This window comes from Lentibacter sp., from assembly GCF_965657785.1.
GTDB lineage: Bacteria > Pseudomonadota > Alphaproteobacteria > Rhodobacterales > Rhodobacteraceae > Lentibacter.
Genome location: NZ_CBFHPP010000023.1, coordinates 12464 through 32105, shown reverse-complemented (window position 1 = coordinate 32105; position 19642 = coordinate 12464). Strand labels below are relative to the sequence as shown.

Below are 19642 nucleotides of genomic sequence, written 5' to 3'. Positions count from 1 at the left end.
TCGGTCTCGTAATTCCCATCTTCGATTCTCCGTTTTCCTAACTATAGGGACGGACCAATTCAAAGGGGGAGGCTCAATGCTCCAGAGTTCAATTCTGAATTCTCGTTTAGCCAATTGAATATTTCCAATAATATTTTCTTAGCTAGCCATGTCGCTCCATGGTTCAGTTACATCATCGTTAAACCTCATGGCACAGGGCATTTTATCAACGGGTTAAATGTTCAGGGCAACTTTTTCCGTATCATTGGGGGAACGATTGAGCGTGTGGAACGCATTGATACAAGTTTTGCCGATTTCAATTTCGGCCGAATGCGAAATGTTAATTGGCGTGAAAATATGTATAACTCAATCGATGTCGCAACAGTTAATCCGCTCGTCCATACGCATACACAAACCAGCGAGAGCGATACATGGGTTGTATCTGGAAGCCCGCAATTGCCGTTTGGGGGCTGGGTGCGCAAGGTGGACTCTGTTGTGGCCGAGGGACCAATCCGCAATGCGGTGAATGTGAAACGCTTTGATATGCCCTATGTCGAGGTATCAAAAGGAACGAATAACGACGAGGTCCATGTGAATTGGGACCAACCTGTTAGAGGAGATATCGTTGTATCTATGCGAATGGATACGCCTTTATAGTGTTCAAGCTTCGAGGCGCCAAGTTATTGGCGCTTCGAAGCTTAAAACTTTTTCCAAACGCCTACCTTTAAGCCATAATTTGTTGCCCCAATCATGTTGATTGTGCCGCCCACTTCTAGGTGTGAAGATGTGCTGATTGGTATTGCAACTGAGGGCGCGAACCTCAAAAAGTTGGGATCTCCCACCTGTTTTCCACTCTGTAATTGATAGATGGATTTATAACCCCTTGGATGATTTATACCGTAGGTTACATCGGCTTTGAAATTGGTGCTGCGTGTGGTTATGTGGTGCTCAAATAAGATGTCGATCGCGAACCATCCAGATTGACTTGATCGAGAAAACCCGCTTCCGTAAGACACTCCAGGCCTTACAACGGTGTCGTTCGCAACGATCCCTGCACCCAGTTCGAAGGCAAAATGATGTTTGTCATTCAACGTGAAAATGGGATGCCGCAAAAACACGATAAATTTTGAAGCTCCTGATACGGAATGACCAATGTCGCCTCCCATTGTGATGTCGTCGGTTAAACCAAACTCAGCATAACTGCTGAAGTAATAGTCGGCGGGATCTGCAAGGTTGTGTGCGGTTGCCTGCAGGGATGTCATGGAAAACCCATTGCCTTTGCCACGCGGCCATGCGCCCGCATTGGCTGTGGTCGCAAGGGCTACCAGAAGAAGAAAATAAAACTGCAACATGAGCATTAATCCCTAATTTACCTTGATAAGATTCTGTGAATTTTTAGTTAACGCGCTTGAAGCTGAGCTGATGAGACATAGATTATCGAAAACAGTAGGAAAGGCTTGCCAATGAAATGCCCCGTTGACGGAGAGCTTCTTGTGATAACCGAGCGAAGCGGCGTGGAGCTTGATTATTGCCCACGGTGTCGCGGTGTTTGGCTCGATCGGGGAGAGTTGGACAAGATTGTTGAGGTTGCCGCAGGGCAAGGACCCGCGCCAGCTCAAACGCAGGCGGTGCCATTACGCGAGGAACGAGAGCCTCGACGCGGTGGGAAATCTCGCAAAAAGCGGGGTGGCTTCGCGGATATTTTGGAAGATTTGTTCGATTTTGATTGAGAGGTGCTCTTTTAGGGAGCATTTCTCACTTTCCGAGTGCGTTGCAAAAGAGACTCGGTGGGGCTGAATGTCACTCAAAGAAGAAATGGGCCTTTGACGTTTTTTCGTCGTCGCGGTTAGTCTTCAATCCTATAAATTGAGGTGATTTCATGCGACTTTTGATAATTTTGACGGTTTTCACAGCCCTGAGCGGCTGCGGGGTGCCGTTTGTTCCGTTTATTTGAACTGTAAGCGCGCGCTAGGGGCTTGAGTGGGGCTTTTGGGCGTTACTTGAGGCGGAGGGAAGCTCATTTTCTCTGCCTCAACGGCCACGACGCTTCACATTTCCGCCCCGTTGACCGGGCTTGCCGGCTGTCGAGCGGCCGCGGACTTTTGTGGCTTCGGCGCCTGCGGCTTCAATGGCGGATTGGCGCGCAAGCGGGTCGTCATGGACGGCCAGATCGACCGCTTCGAGGCGTTTGACCTCGTCGCGAAGGCGGGCGGCTTCTTCAAATTCCAGATTTTCGGCGGCTTTGCGCATATCGGTGCGCAATCCGTCTAGAATGGCGCGTAGGTTGCTGCCTTGCAAGGCGGGGTCGATGTTTGCTGTCACGCGGTTCATGTCGACATCGCCTTGGTAGAGGCCTGACAGGATATCATCGACGTTTTTCTTGACCGTTTCGGGGGTTATCCCGTGTTCTTCGTTGTAGGCGATCTGTTTTGCGCGGCGGCGGTCGGTTTCGCCCATCGCGCGCTCCATGGAGCCTGTAATTTTGTCGGCATACATGATCACACGGCCTTCGGCGTTGCGTGCGGCGCGGCCGATTGTTTGGATCAGGGAGGTTTCCGAACGCAAAAAGCCCTCTTTATCGGCATCCAGAATGGCGACAAGGCCACATTCGGGGATATCGAGACCCTCGCGCAGAAGGTTGATCCCGATCAGCACATCAAATGCGCCAAGGCGCAGGTCGCGCAGGATTTCGATCCGTTCCAGCGTGTCGATTTCGGAGTGCATATAGCGCACACGCACGCCTTGCTCATGCATATATTCGGTCAAATCCTCTGCCATACGCTTGGTCAGGGTGGTGCAAAGCACCCGATAGCCTGCGGCGGCGACGCGTTTGACTTCATCCAGCAAGTCGTCGACTTGGGTTTCGACAGGGCGGATCTCGATCATCGGGTCCAAAAGCCCCGTGGGGCGGATCACCTGCTCGGCAAAGACGCCGCCAGACTGTTCCAGCTCCCATTTTGAAGGCGTTGCCGAGACAAAGACAGATTGGGAGCGCATGGCGTCCCATTCTTCAAACTTCAAGGGCCGGTTGTCCATGCAGGAGGGCAGGCGGAAGCCATGTTCGGAGAGAGTAAATTTACGACGGTAGTCGCCTTTATACATCCCCCCGATTTGGGGCACAGAGACATGGCTTTCGTCGGCAAAAACGATGGCATTGTCGGGAATAAACTCAAAAAGCGTGGGCGGCGGCTCGCCTGTGAGGCGGCCCGTGAGATAGCGGGAATAGTTTTCGATCCCGTTGCAGAAGCCTTGAGCTTCCATCATCTCAAGGTCAAAATTGGTGCGCTGTTCAAGGCGTTGGGCCTCAAGCAGCTTGCCTTCGTTGGTGAATTGGTCAAGCCGCACGCGCAGCTCTTTTTTGATCTGCTGGATCGCTTGCAACAATGTGGGCTTGGGCGTCACATAGTGCGAGTTGGCGTAAACGCGGACTTTGTCCATGCTGCCCGCTTTTTCGCCAGTGAGCGGGTCGATTTCCTGAATGCTCTCAAGCTCTTCGCCAAAAAAGCTGAGCTTCCATGCGCGGTCATCAAGGTGAGCGGGCCATATTTCGAGGCTGTCACCGCGCACGCGGAAGGAGCCGCGCTGAAAGCCTGCATCATTGCGTTTGTATTGCTGTGCCACGAGGTCGGCCATGACAGAGCGCTGGTCATAGCTTTCGCCAACCACCAAATCTTGTGTCATTGCACCGTAGGTTTCGACTGAGCCGATCCCATAGATGCAGGAAACAGAGGCCACAATGATCACATCGTCGCGCTCAAGTAGGGCGCGCGTGGCCGAGTGGCGCATACGGTCGATCTGCTCGTTGATCTGGCTTTCTTTCTCGATGAACGTGTCGGAGCGGGCGACATAGGCTTCGGGTTGATAATAATCATAAAAACTAACGAAATATTCGACCGCGTTGTCAGGAAAGAAGCCTTTCATCTCGCCATAGAGCTGGGCTGCGAGCGTCTTGTTCGGGGCGAGGATAATCGCTGGGCGCTGGGTTTCTTCAATGACCTTGGCCATGGTGAATGTTTTGCCTGTGCCTGTTGCGCCAAGCAGGACTTGGTTACGCTCGCCGTCCTTGATGCCCTCACTCAGCTCGGCAATGGCGCGTGGCTGATCGCCTGCGGCTGTAAAGGGGGTGTGCATCACAAAACGCTTGCCGCCTTCGAGCTTTTCGCGGCTGCGCACATCACCTGAGGGGGCATTTGTGAGGGCAGGGGAGGCATCAGTGTGGACGTGGGGCATTTGGAACGCTCGTGATTGGTGCAGTCTTCTAACTTGCTGGATCGAGGGCAAATTGCAAGGCCAAGTGGCGGGCTTTCTGGGACGCCCCAAGGGGGGAAAGCATAAGTTTGCTGGCTTTTGCATCTTGCGGGGCGGCAGCAAATCCTTGATAAACGCTGCCAAGTCAAAGGAGCTGGCCCTATGCGTGCACGTATTTACAAACCCGCCCGTAACGCAATGCAATCTGGCAGTGCGAAATCAAAGCGCTGGGTGCTTGAGTTTGCACCTGCCTCGCGCCGGGAAGTTGACCCGTTGATGGGCTGGACCTCTTCAAACGACACGCAATCACAAGTGAAACTGCGCTTTGACAGCAAGGAAGCAGCGCTTGAGTATGCTCAAGAGCATAACATCGAGGCTGTGGTGTCTGAGCCAAAGCCGCGCAAGGCCAATATCCGCGCGGGTGGCTATGGTGAGAATTTTGCAACGAATCGCCGCACGGTCTGGACGCATTAAGACGAAATCGGCTTGATTTGGGTTTTATGTTGCGAAAATTGGCAAAAAAGATAAGATAATTCCATAAAAACCAAGAAAATTGGTGATATGGGCAGTCAAAACAAGAGTTCTCCCCTGTTGAGCAGACAGGCGGATGTTTCAAAACTATCTATGGAACGGCAGATCAGCGCTCTTGGGTGGCTGAGCTTTTTGGCCTCGTTTTGCCCACTGCATCGCGGCTATCGGGGCGGGGCGCTGGCCGAGCTTTTCATCCCTGCTATCAATCATGATTGTGTGCGTTTTTTCAGAAACGACGAAGACCGCGTCTGTGCGGCATTGATTTGGGCGCGTCTGTCTGACGATGTCAGCGAGCGCATGGTCTTTGAGGGCAAGCCGCCTCAACCCAACGAATGGAAAAGTGGTAAAAACCTTTGGTTCTTGGATATATTGGCGCCGTTTAACCACGGCAGAATGATTGCCCGTCATATTGCCCGCCAGCCGCCAGAGGGGCCTTTTTTCTTTGCGCGTTTGGGCGCTGACGGGCGCGTGCGCAAGGTTGTGCGCGGTGACGCCTGTAGCAAGAACGAACGTGTGAAAGCCTATTTCTTCAAGGCTGACGAGCGTGGAGCTTTCTGATGGGGGTGCCACTTCCAGATACGGGTTCGGTGACTGAGGATACGGCGGTATCCGGAGCAGGCCTTCTGACTGCGAGCGGGGATGTGGACTATTTGTTTGGCTCGGATGCGGGGCAATGGACGGCCCAGACCATTACGGGGCTTTATGGCAGCGCGTTAAGCATCAATACGAATGGGGTCTGGACCTACACGGCGACCAATTCTAACAGCACCCTTCAGGCGCTGGATACGGGCAGTTCGATCACCGAAGTGTTCACTGTGACCTCTACGGGGGGCACCACGACGATCACCATTACGATCAACGGCCAAGACGAGCCGCCCTGTTTCGTGGCGGGGACGCTGATTGAGACAGATGAGGGGCCTCGCGCAGTTGAAAGCTTGAGGGTCGGTGACTTTGTGTTGACGCGGGATCACGGGCTGCAAAAGCTGCGCTGGGTGGGGCATCGGCATTTTGGGAGTGGCGCGCCGACCTTGAAAGCGGTTCAACCCGTGCGCCTGTGTGCCAATTCTTTGGCGCCCGGGGTGCCTGATCGGGATGTGCTGGTGTCTCCGATGCACCGTGTTTTGGTGCGCAATGCGATGGTTGAGTTGATTTCTGGGCAAAAAGAAGTGTTTTGCCCCGCGCATTTTTTGATTAACGGGCAGTCTATTTTGCGTGAACCTGTTGGAGAGGTCACATATTTTCATTTGTTGTTTGAACAGCATGAGGTTGTTTTTGCGAGCGGATGCGAAAGTGAGAGCTTTTATCCAGGCGAAGTTGGTCTTGGCAGCCTTGATCCTGCGGCGCAGGAGGCTTTGATGGCTGCGCTTGCAGAGATCGGTTTGCGCCCTGAGACATATGGCGAAACGGCACGGCCTGTTCTCAAGCAGCATGAGGCGGTTATTTTGCAGAAATTCCTCCGCCCGCAGCAGAAATTTATGAGCAGACTGACGGCTGAAGCGGCCTGAGCCCTTGCCTTTGGCGCTGGCTTTGCGCAAAACAGGCGCACGCGGTCCTGTAGCTCAACTGGATAGAGCAGCTGACTTCTAATCAGCAGGTTGAGGGTTCGAGTCCTTCCGGGATCGCCATGAGAACAGCTTAACGGCACTCAGCGCCGCTGGGGGCGCAGAAGAGCCGGTAGAGCATAGCAATCACTTCAGCTGTATTATCGTCCGCGAGGGCGTAAAAAATTGTCTTTCCCTCGCGGCGGGTTGTGACAAGCCCGTCGTCGCGCAGGCGGGCGAGCATTTGGCTCACGGCGGCTTGGCGCAGATCAAGCAACTGCTCCAGTTCCCCTACCGATTTTTCGCCTGATCCCAAGTGACACAGGATCATTAAGCGCCCTTCGTGCGCCAGTGTTTTGAGGTAACTGGCGGCGTCTGACGCGTTTTGCGCCATTTCAGACGGTGGGGTCGGGCTTGTTTGCAGCATTTCTATCTCACATAGGTTTTGGCCTATGTATCATAGCCAGCAGGTCTTGGCGAGTTAGTGCGACGTCGCAGGCGCGCCGCCTTGAAAATTGTTGCCATTTTGATAGTCGCAAGGCTCTTCACGCATCTCAAGGTGTAATCCTTCGCCCCGATAAGGGTGCGCGCGGGCCAAGTCTTCGTCAACCTCAATGCCAAGGCCGGGGGCCTCAGACAGGCGCACAAAGCCGTTTTCGACGCGGATCGAGCTTCGGATGAGCGCATCGTGAAACTCGGTTTCGATGGTTTCGGCGATGAGCAGGTTGGGAATAGAGGTGGCAAGATGCAGGTTGGCGGCCCATTCGACAGGGCCTGCATAGAGATGCGGAGCCATTTGCGCGTTATAGCATTCGGCCATGGCTGCCACTTTCTTCATTTCCCAGATGCCGCCAGCGCGGCCCAAGGCAGGTTGCAAAATCTCGGCAGCGCCTGCGCGCAGGACAGCGCCAAACTCGGCTTTTGTTGTCATGCGCTCGCCCGTGGCGACAGGGATACGCACGTTGCGCGCCACGCGGGCCATGTCTTCGATATTGTCGGGGGGTGTCGGCTCTTCATACCAGAGCGGCGAATAGGGCTCGAGCGCTTGGCCCAGGCGGATCGCGCCGCCTGTGTTGAACTGGCCATGGGTGCCAAACAGGAGGTCGGCCTTGTCGCCTACGGCCTCGCGGATGGCTTTGCAAAAGGCCACAGACATCGAGATATCGCTCATGGCAGGCATATGGCCGCCGCGCAGGGTATAGGGGCCTGCGGGGTCAAATTTGACGGCAGTGTAGCCGCGCTCGACACAGTCCAGCGCGCTTTCGGCAGCGGCGTCGGGGTCTGTCCAGAAGGTATCCATATCGTGGTGCGGCAGTGGGTAGAGATAGGTATAGGTGCGGATGCGCTCGTTCATACGCCCGCCAAGGAGGGCATAGACGGGGCGATTGCGCGCTTTGCCGAGGATATCCCAACAAGCGATTTCAAGGCCCGAGAAGGCGCCCATGACTGTGAGATCGGGGCGCTGGGTGAAGCCCGAGGAATAGACACGGCGGAACATCAGCTCGATATTCTCAGGATTTTCGCCTTCCATGTGGCGGGCAAAGACGTCTTCAATCACCGCGCGCATGGCGTCAGGGCCAACAGAGCTTGCGTAGCACTCGCCCCAGCCGACAATGCCTGTGTCGGTGGTGACTTTGACGAGGATCCAGTAGCGCCCACCCCAACCGGGAGCGGGGGGGGCTGTCACGATGATGTCGAGGTCTTTGAGGTGCATGGGTTAGGCTCCTAGGTGTTGATCGACGATGCGTTGCACCATGGGCGCAAAATGCCAGTAGTCGGGCGTTTTCATGGTCGGGTGTTTGCCGGCTTCATCAAGGTAACGGACCTGAATGATTTTATCGAGGTTCGGGTTTTTGGCAAACGCGGTGACTTCGGCGTCACTCATCGGCCCGCCTTGCAGATTGAGCGAGTGGATCGAGGCGTCTGAGAGCCTGTCAAAATAACTCGGCTTGGTGGCGCAAAGATAACGCTTGGCAGCGACGTGATAGCGCACGCAGTCTGTGACCACGGAGGGGAAGAATTCGGAGAGAACGCGCGCGCCTGCCTCTTCATGAAAGCGGTCTTCGGTATCCTCCATGGAGAAGGTGCCGAATTCGGAGGTGAAATGGCCGATATCATGCAGGAGAGCGGCAACGATAATATCTTCGGGCAGGCCTTGTTCTTCTGCAATGGTGGCCCCTTGCAGCATATGCTCGGCCATCGTGACGGGCTCGCCGAGGTATTCCTCATGACCGCAGCGCTCGAAGATATCGCCGAGAAAGGCTACGATTGTGTCGCGCGTGAGGGGGGCCGTCATAGGCTGGCCTCAAGCGCTGACAATGTGGACAGCAGCCCGTCTTTATCGGCATAACAGCCTTGGAGCCAGCGGCTGCCTTCCCCCGAATAGCCTTTGCGGGCGTGAAGCACGCGGGTGTTGTCGACGATAAAGGCTTCGCCTTTGGCGAGCTTGAAGGTGACTTCCATTTCGGGGCTGTCAATCAGCTCGGACAGGCGGCGATAGGCGCGGTAGTAGACCTCCATATCATCAAAAGGCACATCTGTGATCGGCGCGGCAGAGCGGGCGTTGAAGCGCACGGCTTGCAGCGTGCCTTCTGGCAGAAGTTCGATCATGGGGCGGCGCGAATGCAGCGCGACACCTGCGCTGCCCGTATAGGCAAAGCGGGCAGAGTGCTTGGTGAGGGCTGTGAAGCCCTCGGGGTCTTCCTCTTTGAGCCTGAGGGCACAGGCGAAGCCGTCGACCACCATGTTTTCGCCGCCCTCGGCGGAGTTTTCCAAGCAGGCGAGGATTTGCAAGGTGGGTTGCGGGTCGCGGTAGGGGTTGTCTGTGTGGGCCTGAAGGCCAAGGCCTGTATAGGCGAGGTTGACGGGGTTGACCTCGGTGCGGACCTCGAAGTGGCGGCCATAGTTTGTCTCGCGCACATAGCCAAAGAGATCGACGATCTCGAAAAGTTCGCCCTCGCGGCCTTCCATTTCACTCACTTTGGCAAAGCCATAGGTGCGGATGGCGTCAAGCCAGCTCATGCGCGTGGCCTCATAGGCTTTAAGCGCGCTTAAAGGCGCTGTGGGGACGGCAGATTGCAGCCCTGCGCCCCAAGGGGTACTGCCAGCGGGCATATGGCCCTCGGAGCGCTCCTGTGGGGTGTCGTAAGCGTGATCCTTGAGCCATTTGAGCGGGAAGCGCACGGTTTTGTCCTCGGGCGCGAAAGTGATCTCGACGCTGTCGCCCATGAGTTTGGCGGCGCTCAAGGTCACATTGGCGGGGATGTCCGCCAATGTGATCAGACGTTGGCCGTTGTTTGGGTCGCGTGTGGCCGCATCAAGCGCATTGTCGCGCAGCCAGACCGCGTGAAACCGTTGTCCGTTCAGCCGCAGGATGCGGCCTTCGTGTTCGATTAGACTGTCTGGCATGGCTCGCTCCTTTACGATGAAAAGATGATCACGTTCCGCTTGGCTGCGCCTGTCTTTGTGTCGGCGATGGCCTCGTTTATCTGCTCAAGGGTCCAGCGGTTTGAGATCAACTCGTCCAACTTGAGGCGGCCTTGGCCATAAAGATCAACCATCCAGGGGATGTCACGCTGGATCACGGTATCGCCCATTTTGGAGCCGATCATGGACTGGCCGACGGCGGCGAAATTGCCGGCTTCATAGCTTGAGGCAGCACCCGTTGCGGGCATTCCGACCATTATGACTTTGCCGCCATAGGCGAGATAGAAGGGGGCTTCGTCATAGGCGCGGGCGGCGCCCACTGTGACGAGAACAGCATCCGCGCCGCGGCCCATGGCCTCTTTGGCGGCGCGCCACGGGGTGTCTTGGGTGGCGAGAACGCCGTCGGTTGCGCCGAATTGGCGCGCGACTTCAAGTTTGTCTTCGCTCATGTCCACGGCCACGATGCGCCGCGCCCCAGCGATGCGCGCGCCTTGAATGGCGTTGAGGCCGACACCGCCCGCGCCGATCACCACAACATCCTGCCCTGCGCGGAGCTGGGCTGCATTGACCACGGCCCCGACGCCCGTGATGACGCCGCAAGAAATAAGCGAGGCGGCGTCTTTTGGCATATCGTCAGGGATGACCACGATCTGGCTCTGATCGACCACCACTTTTTCGGCGAAGGCCCCGCAGGCCATGGCTTGATGCAGCTTGCCGCCATCGGCGGTTTTGAGTGGGCCATGGTCGCCGTCATAGGGCGTTTGGCAGATGGTCGGTTTGCCGCCCGCGCAGGAGGGGCAGGTGCCGCAGGCGCGGATGAGGGTCACGATGACGCTGTCGCCCTGCTTGAAGCCTTTGACGCCCTCACCAAGGGCTGTGATGCGCCCTGCGGCCTCGTGGCCGTAGACGGCAGGCAGCGAGCCGCCCCATGCGCCATCGGCGTATGAAATATCGGAATGACAGATCGCCACCGCGTCGAGGGCCACCTCGATTTCGCCGCTTTGGGGCGCGCGCAGCTCGACATTTTCGATTGTCAGGGGCTTGCCGAATTCGTGGCAAACGGCGGCTTTGATTGTGCTCATGTGTCTCTCCCAGTTTGGGGGGAGCCTGACAAGTCTGGGCGCGGCTCGCAAGCCTGAATAGCGCCCTTTTTACGTCGCGTTTCGGATTTGGCGGACGGATTTATCTGTGATGTAGAGAATGAGCGCAAAGGACATGATCAGAGCGGCCAGAAGAAAGGGCGCGCCGGGGAGATAGAGGCCGCTGCCTTCGCGTGAAAAATGTGCGAAAGTCTGGGTCATGATCAAGGGAGACAGGATCATCGAGAGCGAGGACAGCGAGCCAAGCACGCCTTGCAGCTCGCCTTGGGCGTTGTCTGGCACGGCTTCTGAGAGGGTGCCTTGCAAGGCTGGCATGGCTATGGCGCCGAGGGAGAAAAAGGGAATGAGCCAGAGCAGCAAGGTGCCATTGGTGATGAAGCTCAGCAAAAGGAACGAGCCGATGCTTGAGCACATACCAATCACAACCGCATAGCGTATGCCCAAGAGGCGAATCGCGGGGCGCACCAACAGGCCTTGCGCGAAGGCAAAGCCGATGCCGTAAAGGCCAAGGCTCAGGCCGATGGTGCTGGCGGGCCATGAGAAACGCTCTGCGCCGAAATAAGCCCAGACGGCTGGGTAGACATGGGTTGCGATGTTAAAGAGGAAGAACACCACAAGCAGCAGCTTCAGCCCGTCAAGGCGCGCGACAGAGCGCAGCGCGCCAAACGGATTCGCGCGACGCCACTCAAAGGCGCGGGCCTTGGCGGCTGTGACGGTTTCGCGCAGGACGAAAAACCCGAGCGCCGCATTGGCGAGCGCGAGCGCGGCGGCAGCCCAGAAGGGGGCGCGGGTGCCGTAATCGGCCAGAAGCCCGCCCAGAACAGGGCCAATCACAAAGCCGATCCCGAAGCCTGCGCCAATCAGGCCGAAGCGCGCGGCCTTCTCATGGGGCGCTGACACATCGGCCATATAGGCCATGGCGGTGCTATGTGTGGCAGCTGTGATGCCGCCAATGATGCGGCCTGCGAGCAAAAGCCAGATCGAACCTGCCAAAGCCATCACAACATAATCCGCAGCCATGACCAAAAGACTAACAAGCAGGACGGGCCGCCGCCCGAAGCTATCGGAGAGCGCGCCAAGGACGGGCGAGAAGAGAAATTGCATGACGGCAAAAGACGTCGCCAGAATGCCGCCCCAGATGGCGGCGTTGCCGATATTGCCGCCGTGAACCTCCTGGATCAATTCGGGCATCACTGGCACGATGAGGCCGATGCCCATGGCGTCGATGACCACGGTCATGACGATGAAAAACACAGGAAGACGAGAGGGCATTTGTAGGCTTTCTGGACGGCGTAAAGGCAAAAGCGCCCTGCAAGGCGGGCTTGCAGGGCGCTTGAAAGATATTGTTTTACAGGGGCTTAGCCAAGACGGCTTGCCACGTTTTCCCAGTTCACCAGATTGTCGAGGAAGTTGGTGAGGTAGGCGGGGCGCTTGTTGCGGAAATCAATATAGTAGCTGTGCTCCCAGACGTCGCAGCCGAGAAGAGCTGTTTGGCCGAAGCAGAGCGGGTTGACGCCGTTTTCTGTTTTGGTGACGGCAAGGCCGCCATCCGCTTTTTTGACGAGCCAGCACCAGCCTGAGCCAAACTGGCCTGCGCCTGCGGCGGAGAAGTCTTCTTTGAATTTGTCGACCGAGCCGAAGCTTTCGATGATGGCTTTTTCAAGTTCTGAAGGCATCGCCGATTTGGTCGGGCTCATCATCTGCCAGAACTCGTTATGGTTCCACAACTGGCTGATATTGTTGAAAATACCGTTCTGGGCGACAGAAGATTTGTCGTAGGTTCCGGTGATGATCTCTTCAAGGCTTTTGCCGTCCCATTCGGTGCCTGCGATGAGCTTGTTGCCGTTGTCGACATAGGCTTTGTGGTGCAGGTCGTGGTGGTATTCGAGGGTTTCGGCAGACATACCGTGTGCGGCGAGTGCGTCGTGAGCGTAAGGTAGATCTGGAAGTTCAAAAGCCATGGAAAGTCCCCTTTGGTGTTCGCGTTTATCTCTGTCTCAGATGGGGGTGAAGCGGTGCGAAGGTCAAGGGGCAGGGGCCAAAAAAGCACAAAATTCAGCACCGTCCCGCAGGGTTAACGCGCTTTTGGCGCGCTGATTCTGGGGGGGTGATAAGCGTGCACACCCCGTGCACCATGCGTGCACCCCCCTGACGCCACCTCGGTTAAGGCTTTATTAGGTAAACGCAGCGTGCGCCGTGCGCCGCATTTAGGCTGTTTTAACCAAGATTGCGCCGTAGCGATGGGCGGCTTCGACCGCTTCATGGGCTTTGGCGGCATCCTTTAGCGCATAGGTTTTGTGAACCCGTGCGGTGAGCGCGCCTTCGGCCAAGGCGCGGTGAATGTGATCTATCGCAACGGCGCGCTCGGGCGCGGGCAGGATATAGATCAGCGCGATGTCGATTGTGATCGCTTTGAAGAGGAGCGGGCCGAACGGCAGCGTCGGGGCCATATCGACCGCCGAGCCATAGGCGGCAATCGTGCCGCAGGGGGCCATGACGGCGGCGAGCGTGTCGATGTTTGCGCCGAATTCGCACTCAATGGCGCGGTAGATCAGATTGCCCGAGGTGGCTTGCAGGATATCCTCGGCCAGTGTGGGCGAGCGGTGATCAAGCACAAGATCGGCGCCCGCGGCTTGGGCCTGATCGGCGGAGGGGCCAGCGGAGGCCGTGGCAATGACACGCGCGCCCGCCCATTTGGCGAGCTGAACCGCCATGAAGCCGACCGAGCCGCCGCCACCAGACACAAGCAGGGTCTTGCCCGCAACGGAGCCGCCGCCCAGCACGCAATGTGCGGCTGTGAGCGCGGGGATGCCAAGGCTTGCGCCTGTTTCAAAGCTGTGATCGCCGAGCGGCACGGCTTGGGCGGCGGGGAGCGCTATATACTCTGCGCAGGTGCCGAAGGGGCGCTGCCACTGGCCGTTCCAGATCCAGACCCGCTCCCCCACGCGGGAGGGTGCGACGCCTGCGCCGACCGCCTCGATCACGCCTGCGCCGTCAGAGTGGGGGATGATCTGGGGGAAGGGCGGCTTGGGCACACCGGGGCGGCCCCCTGCGCGGGCCTTTACATCGGAGGGGTTCACGCCCGAGAGATGCAGGCGCACGAGGACTTCGCCAGCTTTTGGGCTGGGGGTGTCGATCTCTGTGAGGCTGAGCACATCGGCGGCGGGGCCGAAGGCGGAATAGGTCATGGCGCGCATTGTTTCTCTCTCCCTGAGTTGGGAGCTTTGTGCGGCAGCCTTAGCGGAGGGTCAAGTGCGGCGGAGACGGATCACGACATCAACGGATGCAATCTCGGCATCGCGTGGCGCGCTGGGGAGATTTGTGATCTCCATGCGCTCTGTGGAGGCATCTGTGAGCTCGCCTGTGTCCTCCCAGAAAAAGTGGGGGTGCTCTGATGTGTTGGTGTCAAAATAGCTTTTGGAGCCGTCCACAGTGATTTCGTGCATCAGGCCCGCATCGCAGAAGGCGCGCAGGGTATTGTAGACCGTGGCGAGCGAAACCGCTTCGCTGATGTCTTTTGAGGCGTCAAACAGGCTTTCGGCTGTGACATGGCGGTGCTTGCCGTCGCCCATGAGAAGCTCGGCCAAGGCGAGGCGCTGGCGCGTGGGGCGCAGGCCTTTGGTGGCGAGCCACTTTGTGCTGCGCTCTTTGGGCGTTTGGGCGGTTGGCAATGTCATGCGCGCGTCTTTTCGTCCTGAGGGAGGCGCCGCGAGGGCGCGTCTTTCGGCCAATATAGGGCAAAAACCGCATCGCTTTCAAGACAAAGTGCGAATGCTTCGCAAGTTGCGGGGGGCCGCGCGGGGTGCGGCGCTCTTGCAAGGCCCTTAAGCGGGGTGCTAGAGGAGATTGAACGCTATGATATCAAGACAGAAAGGCGGCTCTTCCTATGGCCCAATACCCCAGCAGTTTTGACCGAGACGATTTGCTCAAATGCGCCCGCGGCGAGCTTTTTGGCGAGGGAAATGCGCAACTTCCCGAACCGCCGATGCTTATGATGGACCGCATCACCGAGATTTCGGAAGATGGCGGGGAGCATGGCAAGGGCCATGTGATTGCCGAGTTTGATATCAAACCTGACCTTTGGTTCTTTGATTGCCACTTCCCTGGCAACCCGATTATGCCCGGGTGTTTGGGGCTTGATGGCCTTTGGCAGCTGACGGGCTTTAACCTTGGCTGGCGCGGCTGGCTCGGGCGCGGCTATGCGCTGGGTGTGGGCGAGGTGAAGCTCACGGGGATGGTGCGCCCTGATCGCAAGATGCTGACCTATCGGGTGAATTTCACCAAAGCGATCCAGACCCGCCGCCTCACCATGGGCGTGGCTGACGGGATTGTGGAAGCGGATGGCGATGTGATCTATCAAGTGAAAGACATGAAGGTTGCGCTCAGCGAGAGCTGAGGCAGCGAACGAACGGTATAAAAGGAGCGTGGATATGCGCCGAGTGGTTGTCACAGGGTTGGGGGTTGTCTCCTCCATCGGGAATAACGCCGAAGAGGTGCTTGCGTCGCTGAAGGCGGGCACGTCGGGGATTACCTTTAACGAGGATATGGCCGAGCATGGCTTCAGGAGCCGTATTGCGGGCAATGTGAAGCTGAATGTGGCCGATCATGTTGATAAGCGCACGCTGCGGTTTATGGGGCCGGGGGCCGCTTATGCGCATATTGCCATGGGGCAGGCGATTGCCGATGCGGGGCTTGAGGAAAGCGATGTGATCAACGAGCGCACGGGGCTTGTGGCCGGCTCTGGCGGGCCGTCAACCAGCGCTATGCTCACGGCGCATCAGGCTGTTCTCAGCTCGGGCGCGACCAAGCGGATCGGGCCGTTTGCAGTTCCCAAGACCATGTGCTCGACTGTGAGCGCGAACCTGTCGACCGCCTATCAGATCAAGGGGATCAACTATTCGATCACGAGCGCCTGCTCGACCAGCCTGCACTGCATTGGCAATGCGGCCGAGCAGATCATGATGGGCAAGCAGGACATCATGTTTGCGGGCGGGGGCGAGGAACTTGACTGGACTTTGAGCTGTCTTTTTGACGCCATGGGCGCGATGAGCAGCAAGTATAACGACACGCCTGAGCGCGCGAGCCGCGCGTTTGATGCCAACCGTGACGGCTTTGTCATTGGCGGGGGCGGCGGTATCCTTGTGCTTGAAGAGCTGAGCCATGCTCTGGCGCGCGGCGCGAAGATTTATGCGGAAGTGACCGGATATGGCGCGACCTCGGATGGCGCCGACATGGTTGCTCCGTCGGGCGAAGGCGGGATGCGGGCGATGAAGCTTGCGCTCTCCACGCTGCCTGAGGGCCGCCAAGTGGACTATATCAACGCGCATGGCACCTCGACGCCTGTGGGCGATGTGGGCGAAGTGGAAGCGGTGCGCAGCGTTTTTGAGGGGATCAAGCAGCCTGTGATCAGCTCCACGAAGTCGATGACGGGCCACTCGCAGGGCGCGACCGGCGCGCAGGAGGCGATCTACTGCCTGCTGTCACTGGAGCATGATTTCATCATTCCGAGCATCAATGTGGAAACGCTCGACCCTGCCATTCGCGCGGACGAGATTGCCACGGCGCGCGTTGATAACGCGGGGCTTGATAGCGTTATGACCAACTCGTTTGGCTTTGGTGGCACGAACGGCTCGATGATTTTGTCGAAATACAAGGGATAACGCAGATGGGCGCACTGACAGGAAAACGCGGGCTGATTATGGGCGTCGCGAACGAGCGCTCTATCGCTTGGGGCATTGCCAAAGCCATGGCGGAGGCGGGCGCGGAGCTGGCGTTTACCTATCAGGGCGAGGCTTTTGGCAAGCGGCTTGAGCCGCTGGCGGCGAGTGTGGGCAGCGATTTTATGGTGGATGTCGATGTGACGGATGATGCGTCACTTGATACGGCGTTTGGCGAGCTGCAAGCGCGCTGGGGGACGCTTGATTTTGTCGTTCATGCCATTGCTTACAGTGACAAAAACGAGCTCACGGGACGGATCTTGAACACCAGCCGTGACAACTTCAAAAACTCGATGGATATCTCGGCCTATTCGTTCATCGAAGTTGCGCGGCGCGCGCATCCTATGATGGAAGAGAGTGGCGGCACGCTTTTGACGCTGACCTATATGGGCTCAACCCGCGTGACGCCGAACTACAATGTCATGGGCGTCGCCAAGGCGGCTTTGGAGGCGACCGTGCGCTATCTGGCGAATGATTTGGGCCGTGAGGGCATTCGTGTGAATGCGATCAGCCCCGGACCTATGAAGACGCTGGCGGGCGCGGCGATTGGCGGGGCGCGGGCCACGTTCAAGCACACCGACCAGAACGCGCCGCTTGGCTCCAATGCGACCTTGGAGGCGGTGGGCGGCACGGCTGTTTACCTCGCCTCGGAGGCGGGCGCGTGCACGACAGGCGAGATCATCCGCGTGGATGGCGGATTTCATGTTTTGGGAATGCCGCAGCAGGAGAACCTTTAAGAGGGCGCATAAAGGATCGGATTTGCAATGCAAATCCGATTGGCTGGGGGCGCTGCCCCCAGACCCCCGGGATATTTTCAGAAAGAAAAAGCAGGGCGGTTTACCTGCTGTTAAGCCCTTGAGGGTAGATCTGGGCTTGCGTCACAGGCTGAAGAACCGGCAGGCGTGTTTGTAAGTCGCCCTGCCGATGGGTTCAGCGCCGGTTTGTTGAGTATGAGTATTGGCAGGGCGCAGCTTGCTTGAAAGCTTGGGCGTTTAGAGCTTGCGGAAGGTGAGGTAATGCGGTGTGCGCCCCTCGCGGTGTGCTTTTTGCTCATAGCGGGTTGAGATCCAGTCGTCCCACGGCGTGCGCCAGTCCTCGGCGCTTTCGGCGAGCCATTCAAAGCCGGCGCGGGGCACTTCTTCCAGCGTTTGGCGCACGTAATCTTCGATATCGGTGGCGACGCGGAAGATGGCGCCTTGTTTGAGCTTGGCGGCCAGCGGGACGAGGTGTTCCTGAGTGACAAAGCGGCGGCGGTGATGGCGCTTTTTGGGCCAGGGATCAGGATAGAGCAGGAAGGCGCGGGCGAGGCTCGCGTCGGGCAGAACATCAAACATATCGCGCGCATCGCCGGCGTGAATTCGGATGTTGTCGGTTTTGGCTTTGCGGATTTTGCCCAGAAGCATGGCGACGCCGTTGATATAGGGTTCGCAGCCGATGAAGCCGACCTCGGGGTTTTGCGCGGCTTGGTGGACCATATGCTCACCGCCGCCAAAGCCGATTTCGAGCCAGATGTCACGGTCGCCGAAGAGGGCGGGCAGATCGAGGGCGTGGCGCTCGGGGTTTTCCTCCCAGCTCACCGCACCGGGGGAGAGGGCGGCGAGGTCTTGCTCAAGGTAGCCTTCTTGGGAGGGGCGCAGGCCCTTGCCTTTGAAGCGGCCATAGAAATTGCGCCAAGGCGCGCCAGAGGGATGGTGTGCGGGGGGGTGTTTGGGGCTGTCATTGCTCATGGGCGGGCTTTAGCGCGAAAGGCGTGGGCGCGCAATATGGGCGCGCGATACGGGCGTGGCCATAGAAAAAGGCGCGGGGTGGTGATGCCCCGCGCCTTTCGCGTTTTGCGCCGCTTCAGACCGCCGCTTTGAGGGCTGCGGCGAGATCGGTGCGCTCCCAAGAGAAGCCGCCGTCGGCTTCGGGGGCGCGGCCGAAGTGGCCGTAGGCAGCGGTGCGCTCATAGATCGGTTTGTTGAGCGACAAATGCTGGCGGATGCCGCGCGGCGTCAGGTCCATGCATTGGGCGACGGCGCGCTCGATGGCGGCGTCTTCGACCTGGCCTGTGCCGTGGGTGTCAACATAGATTGACAGGGGTTTGCTCACCCCGATGGCGTAGCTGAGCTGAAGGGTGCAGCGGCTGGCCATGCCCGAGGCGACCACGTTTTTGGCCAGATAGCGCGCGGCGTAGGCGGCGGAGCGGTCAACCTTTGTCGGGTCTTTGCCCGAGAAGGCCCCGCCGCCGTGGGGGGCGGCGCCGCCGTAGGTATCAACAATGATCTTGCGGCCTGTGAGGCCAGCATCCCCATCGGGGCCGCCGATGACGAATTTGCCAGTCGGGTTCACGTGCCATTCGGTTTCGGGCAGCACCCAACCCTCGGGCAGCACCTCAAGGATATAAGGCTCGACCACGGCGCGCACGTCTTGGGATGTCATGCTCTCGTCAAGGTGCTGGGTGGAGAGCACGATCGAGCTGACACCGACGGGTTTGCCGTCGCGGTAGGTGACTGAAATCTGGCTTTTGGCGTCTGGGCCGAGGGTTGGCTCACTGCCGTTTTTGCGCACCTCGGCGAGGCGGCGCAGGATCGCGTGGGAAAACTGGATCGGCGCGGGCATAAGCGCCTCTGTTTCGGTGCAGGCATAGCCGAACATGATGCCTTGGTCGCCTGCGCCTTCGTCTTTGTCGGCCGAGGCATCGACGCCTTGGGCGATATGGGCGGATTGCTCGTGCAGGAGATTGGTGATTTCGCAGGTGTTCCAGTGGAACTTGTCTTGCTCATAGCCGATGTCTTTGATGCAGGCGCGGGTGATCGCATCCACTTTGCCCATATATTCGGCAAGTTTGGCTTGATCGGCGAGGCCGACTTCGCCGCCGATGACGACGCGGTTTGTTGTGGCGAAGGTTTCGCAGGCGACGCGGGCTTCCGGCTCTTGGGCGAGGAAGGCGTCGAGGATGGCATCAGAGATGCGGTCGCAGACTTTATCGGGGTGACCTTCGGAGACGGACTCCGAGGTGAAGGTATAGGCATTGCGTGTCATGAAAGTGCTCCAGTGTTTTATGATCCGCCCCGTCAGGAAGCCGTTGGGGCGGTGATTTATTTTGTGGTCTGAGCCT

Annotated in this window: 21 protein-coding genes, 1 tRNA gene and 1 riboswitch; of the genes, 9 read left to right on the top strand and 13 right to left on the bottom strand. The window is 58.2% G+C overall.

Going from position 1 to position 19642, the window contains the following annotated elements; all coding sequences use genetic code 11:
* The first annotated feature begins 114 nt into the window (after positions 1–114).
* The gene (locus ACTF58_RS11435) at positions 115–636 is read left to right on the top strand and encodes a hypothetical protein (RefSeq protein WP_438992104.1); all 522 of its coding nucleotides are present in this window, start codon (positions 115–117) and stop codon (positions 634–636) included.
* Between the two features lie 41 nt (positions 637–677).
* Here the strand turns inward: ACTF58_RS11435 and ACTF58_RS11430 are convergent, their stop codons facing one another.
* Entirely contained in the window at positions 678–1331 is a 654-nt protein-coding gene (locus tag ACTF58_RS11430) for a hypothetical protein (RefSeq protein WP_438992103.1), read from the bottom strand.
* A gap of 111 nt (positions 1332–1442) precedes the next feature.
* On the opposite strand from ACTF58_RS11430, the gene ACTF58_RS11425 reads away from it, so the two are divergent.
* Entirely contained in the window at positions 1443–1709 is a 267-nt protein-coding gene (locus ACTF58_RS11425) for a zf-TFIIB domain-containing protein (protein WP_438992102.1), read from the top strand.
* Positions 1710–2010: 301 nt separating this feature from the next.
* On the opposite strand, the gene uvrB is transcribed toward ACTF58_RS11425, so the two are convergent.
* Entirely contained in the window at positions 2011–4209 is a 2199-nt protein-coding gene (gene uvrB / locus ACTF58_RS11420; RefSeq protein WP_438992101.1) for an excinuclease ABC subunit UvrB, read from the bottom strand.
* Positions 4210–4389: 180 nt separating this feature from the next.
* On the opposite strand from uvrB, the gene ACTF58_RS11415 reads away from it, so the two are divergent.
* The 4 genes from ACTF58_RS11415 (at position 4390) to ACTF58_RS11400 (ending at position 6383) form a co-directional block, all read left to right on the top strand.
* The gene (locus ACTF58_RS11415) at positions 4390–4701 is read left to right on the top strand and encodes an ETC complex I subunit (protein ID WP_438992100.1); all 312 of its coding nucleotides are present in this window, start codon (positions 4390–4392) and stop codon (positions 4699–4701) included.
* Positions 4702–4818: 117 nt separating this feature from the next.
* The gene (locus ACTF58_RS11410; RefSeq protein ID WP_438992099.1) at positions 4819–5316 is read left to right on the top strand and encodes a toxin-activating lysine-acyltransferase; all 498 of its coding nucleotides are present in this window, start codon (positions 4819–4821) and stop codon (positions 5314–5316) included.
* The gene (locus tag ACTF58_RS11405; RefSeq protein WP_438992098.1) at positions 5316–6263 is read left to right on the top strand and encodes a Hint domain-containing protein; all 948 of its coding nucleotides are present in this window, start codon (positions 5316–5318) and stop codon (positions 6261–6263) included. Before ACTF58_RS11410 ends, ACTF58_RS11405 begins: the two co-directional genes overlap by 1 nt.
* 43 nt (positions 6264–6306) lie before the next feature.
* A tRNA-Arg gene (locus ACTF58_RS11400) sits at positions 6307–6383 on the top strand.
* Positions 6384–6393: 10 nt separating this feature from the next.
* Here the strand turns inward: ACTF58_RS11400 and ACTF58_RS11395 are convergent.
* The 9 genes from ACTF58_RS11395 to irr form a co-directional block, all read right to left on the bottom strand.
* On the bottom strand, positions 6394–6726 hold the full coding sequence (locus ACTF58_RS11395; RefSeq protein ID WP_438992097.1) for a metalloregulator ArsR/SmtB family transcription factor: 333 nt from the start codon (positions 6724–6726) through the stop codon (positions 6394–6396).
* Between the two features lie 54 nt (positions 6727–6780).
* Positions 6781–8013, bottom strand: coding sequence for a mandelate racemase/muconate lactonizing enzyme family protein (locus ACTF58_RS11390; protein WP_438992096.1), 1233 nt, complete (start codon positions 8011–8013; stop codon positions 6781–6783).
* A 3-nt stretch (positions 8014–8016) separates the two neighbouring features.
* A complete protein-coding gene (gene tmpB, locus ACTF58_RS11385) occupies positions 8017–8595 on the bottom strand; it encodes a (R)-1-hydroxy-2-trimethylaminoethylphosphonate oxygenase (protein WP_438992095.1) in 579 nt (192 codons plus the stop codon).
* Positions 8592–9707 carry a 2-trimethylaminoethylphosphonate dioxygenase gene (tmpA, locus tag ACTF58_RS11380; RefSeq protein ID WP_438992094.1) on the bottom strand — a complete coding sequence of 372 codons (1116 nt, stop codon included), beginning with the start codon at positions 9705–9707 and terminating at the stop codon, positions 8592–8594. The genes tmpB and tmpA overlap by 4 nt, the downstream gene beginning before the upstream one ends.
* Before the next feature lie 11 nt (positions 9708–9718).
* On the bottom strand, positions 9719–10807 hold the full coding sequence (locus ACTF58_RS11375) for a Zn-dependent alcohol dehydrogenase (RefSeq protein WP_438992093.1): 1089 nt from the start codon (positions 10805–10807) through the stop codon (positions 9719–9721).
* A gap of 69 nt (positions 10808–10876) precedes the next feature.
* Positions 10877–12097, bottom strand: a complete 1221-nt coding sequence (locus tag ACTF58_RS11370) for a TCR/Tet family MFS transporter (RefSeq protein ID WP_438992092.1) — start codon at positions 12095–12097, stop codon at positions 10877–10879.
* Between the two features lie 86 nt (positions 12098–12183).
* On the bottom strand, positions 12184–12786 hold the full coding sequence (locus tag ACTF58_RS11365) for a superoxide dismutase (RefSeq protein ID WP_438992091.1): 603 nt from the start codon (positions 12784–12786) through the stop codon (positions 12184–12186).
* A gap of 246 nt (positions 12787–13032) precedes the next feature.
* Positions 13033–14022 carry an NADPH:quinone reductase gene (locus ACTF58_RS11360; protein WP_438992090.1) on the bottom strand — a complete coding sequence of 330 codons (990 nt, stop codon included), beginning with the start codon at positions 14020–14022 and terminating at the stop codon, positions 13033–13035.
* A 51-nt stretch (positions 14023–14073) separates the two neighbouring features.
* Complete coding sequence (irr, locus tag ACTF58_RS11355) at positions 14074–14502, bottom strand: Fur family transcriptional regulator Irr (RefSeq protein ID WP_438992089.1); 429 nt, start codon at positions 14500–14502, stop codon at positions 14074–14076.
* 209 nt (positions 14503–14711) lie between these two features.
* Here irr and fabA point away from each other — a divergent pair, with 209 nt between their 5' ends.
* From fabA to ACTF58_RS11340, 3 genes are read left to right on the top strand one after another with little or no spacing between them, the layout of a single operon-like run.
* Positions 14712–15221, top strand: a complete 510-nt coding sequence (fabA, locus tag ACTF58_RS11350) for a bifunctional 3-hydroxydecanoyl-ACP dehydratase/trans-2-decenoyl-ACP isomerase (RefSeq protein WP_273486550.1) — start codon at positions 14712–14714, stop codon at positions 15219–15221.
* A 34-nt stretch (positions 15222–15255) separates the two neighbouring features.
* A complete protein-coding gene (gene fabB / locus ACTF58_RS11345) occupies positions 15256–16485 on the top strand; it encodes a beta-ketoacyl-ACP synthase I (RefSeq protein ID WP_438992088.1) in 1230 nt (409 codons plus the stop codon).
* A 5-nt stretch (positions 16486–16490) separates the two neighbouring features.
* Positions 16491–17279 carry an enoyl-ACP reductase FabI gene (locus ACTF58_RS11340; RefSeq protein WP_438992087.1) on the top strand — a complete coding sequence of 263 codons (789 nt, stop codon included), beginning with the start codon at positions 16491–16493 and terminating at the stop codon, positions 17277–17279.
* A gap of 255 nt (positions 17280–17534) precedes the next feature.
* Here ACTF58_RS11340 and trmB read toward each other — a convergent pair whose 3' ends face one another.
* Both trmB and metK read right to left on the bottom strand, forming a co-directional pair.
* Complete coding sequence (gene trmB, locus ACTF58_RS11335) at positions 17535–18269, bottom strand: tRNA (guanosine(46)-N7)-methyltransferase TrmB (RefSeq protein WP_438992086.1); 735 nt, start codon at positions 18267–18269, stop codon at positions 17535–17537.
* Positions 18270–18384: 115 nt separating this feature from the next.
* Positions 18385–19566: a methionine adenosyltransferase gene (gene metK, locus ACTF58_RS11330; protein ID WP_438992085.1), complete on the bottom strand. Its 1182-nt coding sequence runs from the start codon at positions 19564–19566 to the stop codon at positions 18385–18387.
* Between the two features lie 5 nt (positions 19567–19571).
* Positions 19572–19621, bottom strand: a riboswitch (SAM-SAH riboswitch).
* Positions 19622–19642 lie beyond the last annotated feature (21 nt).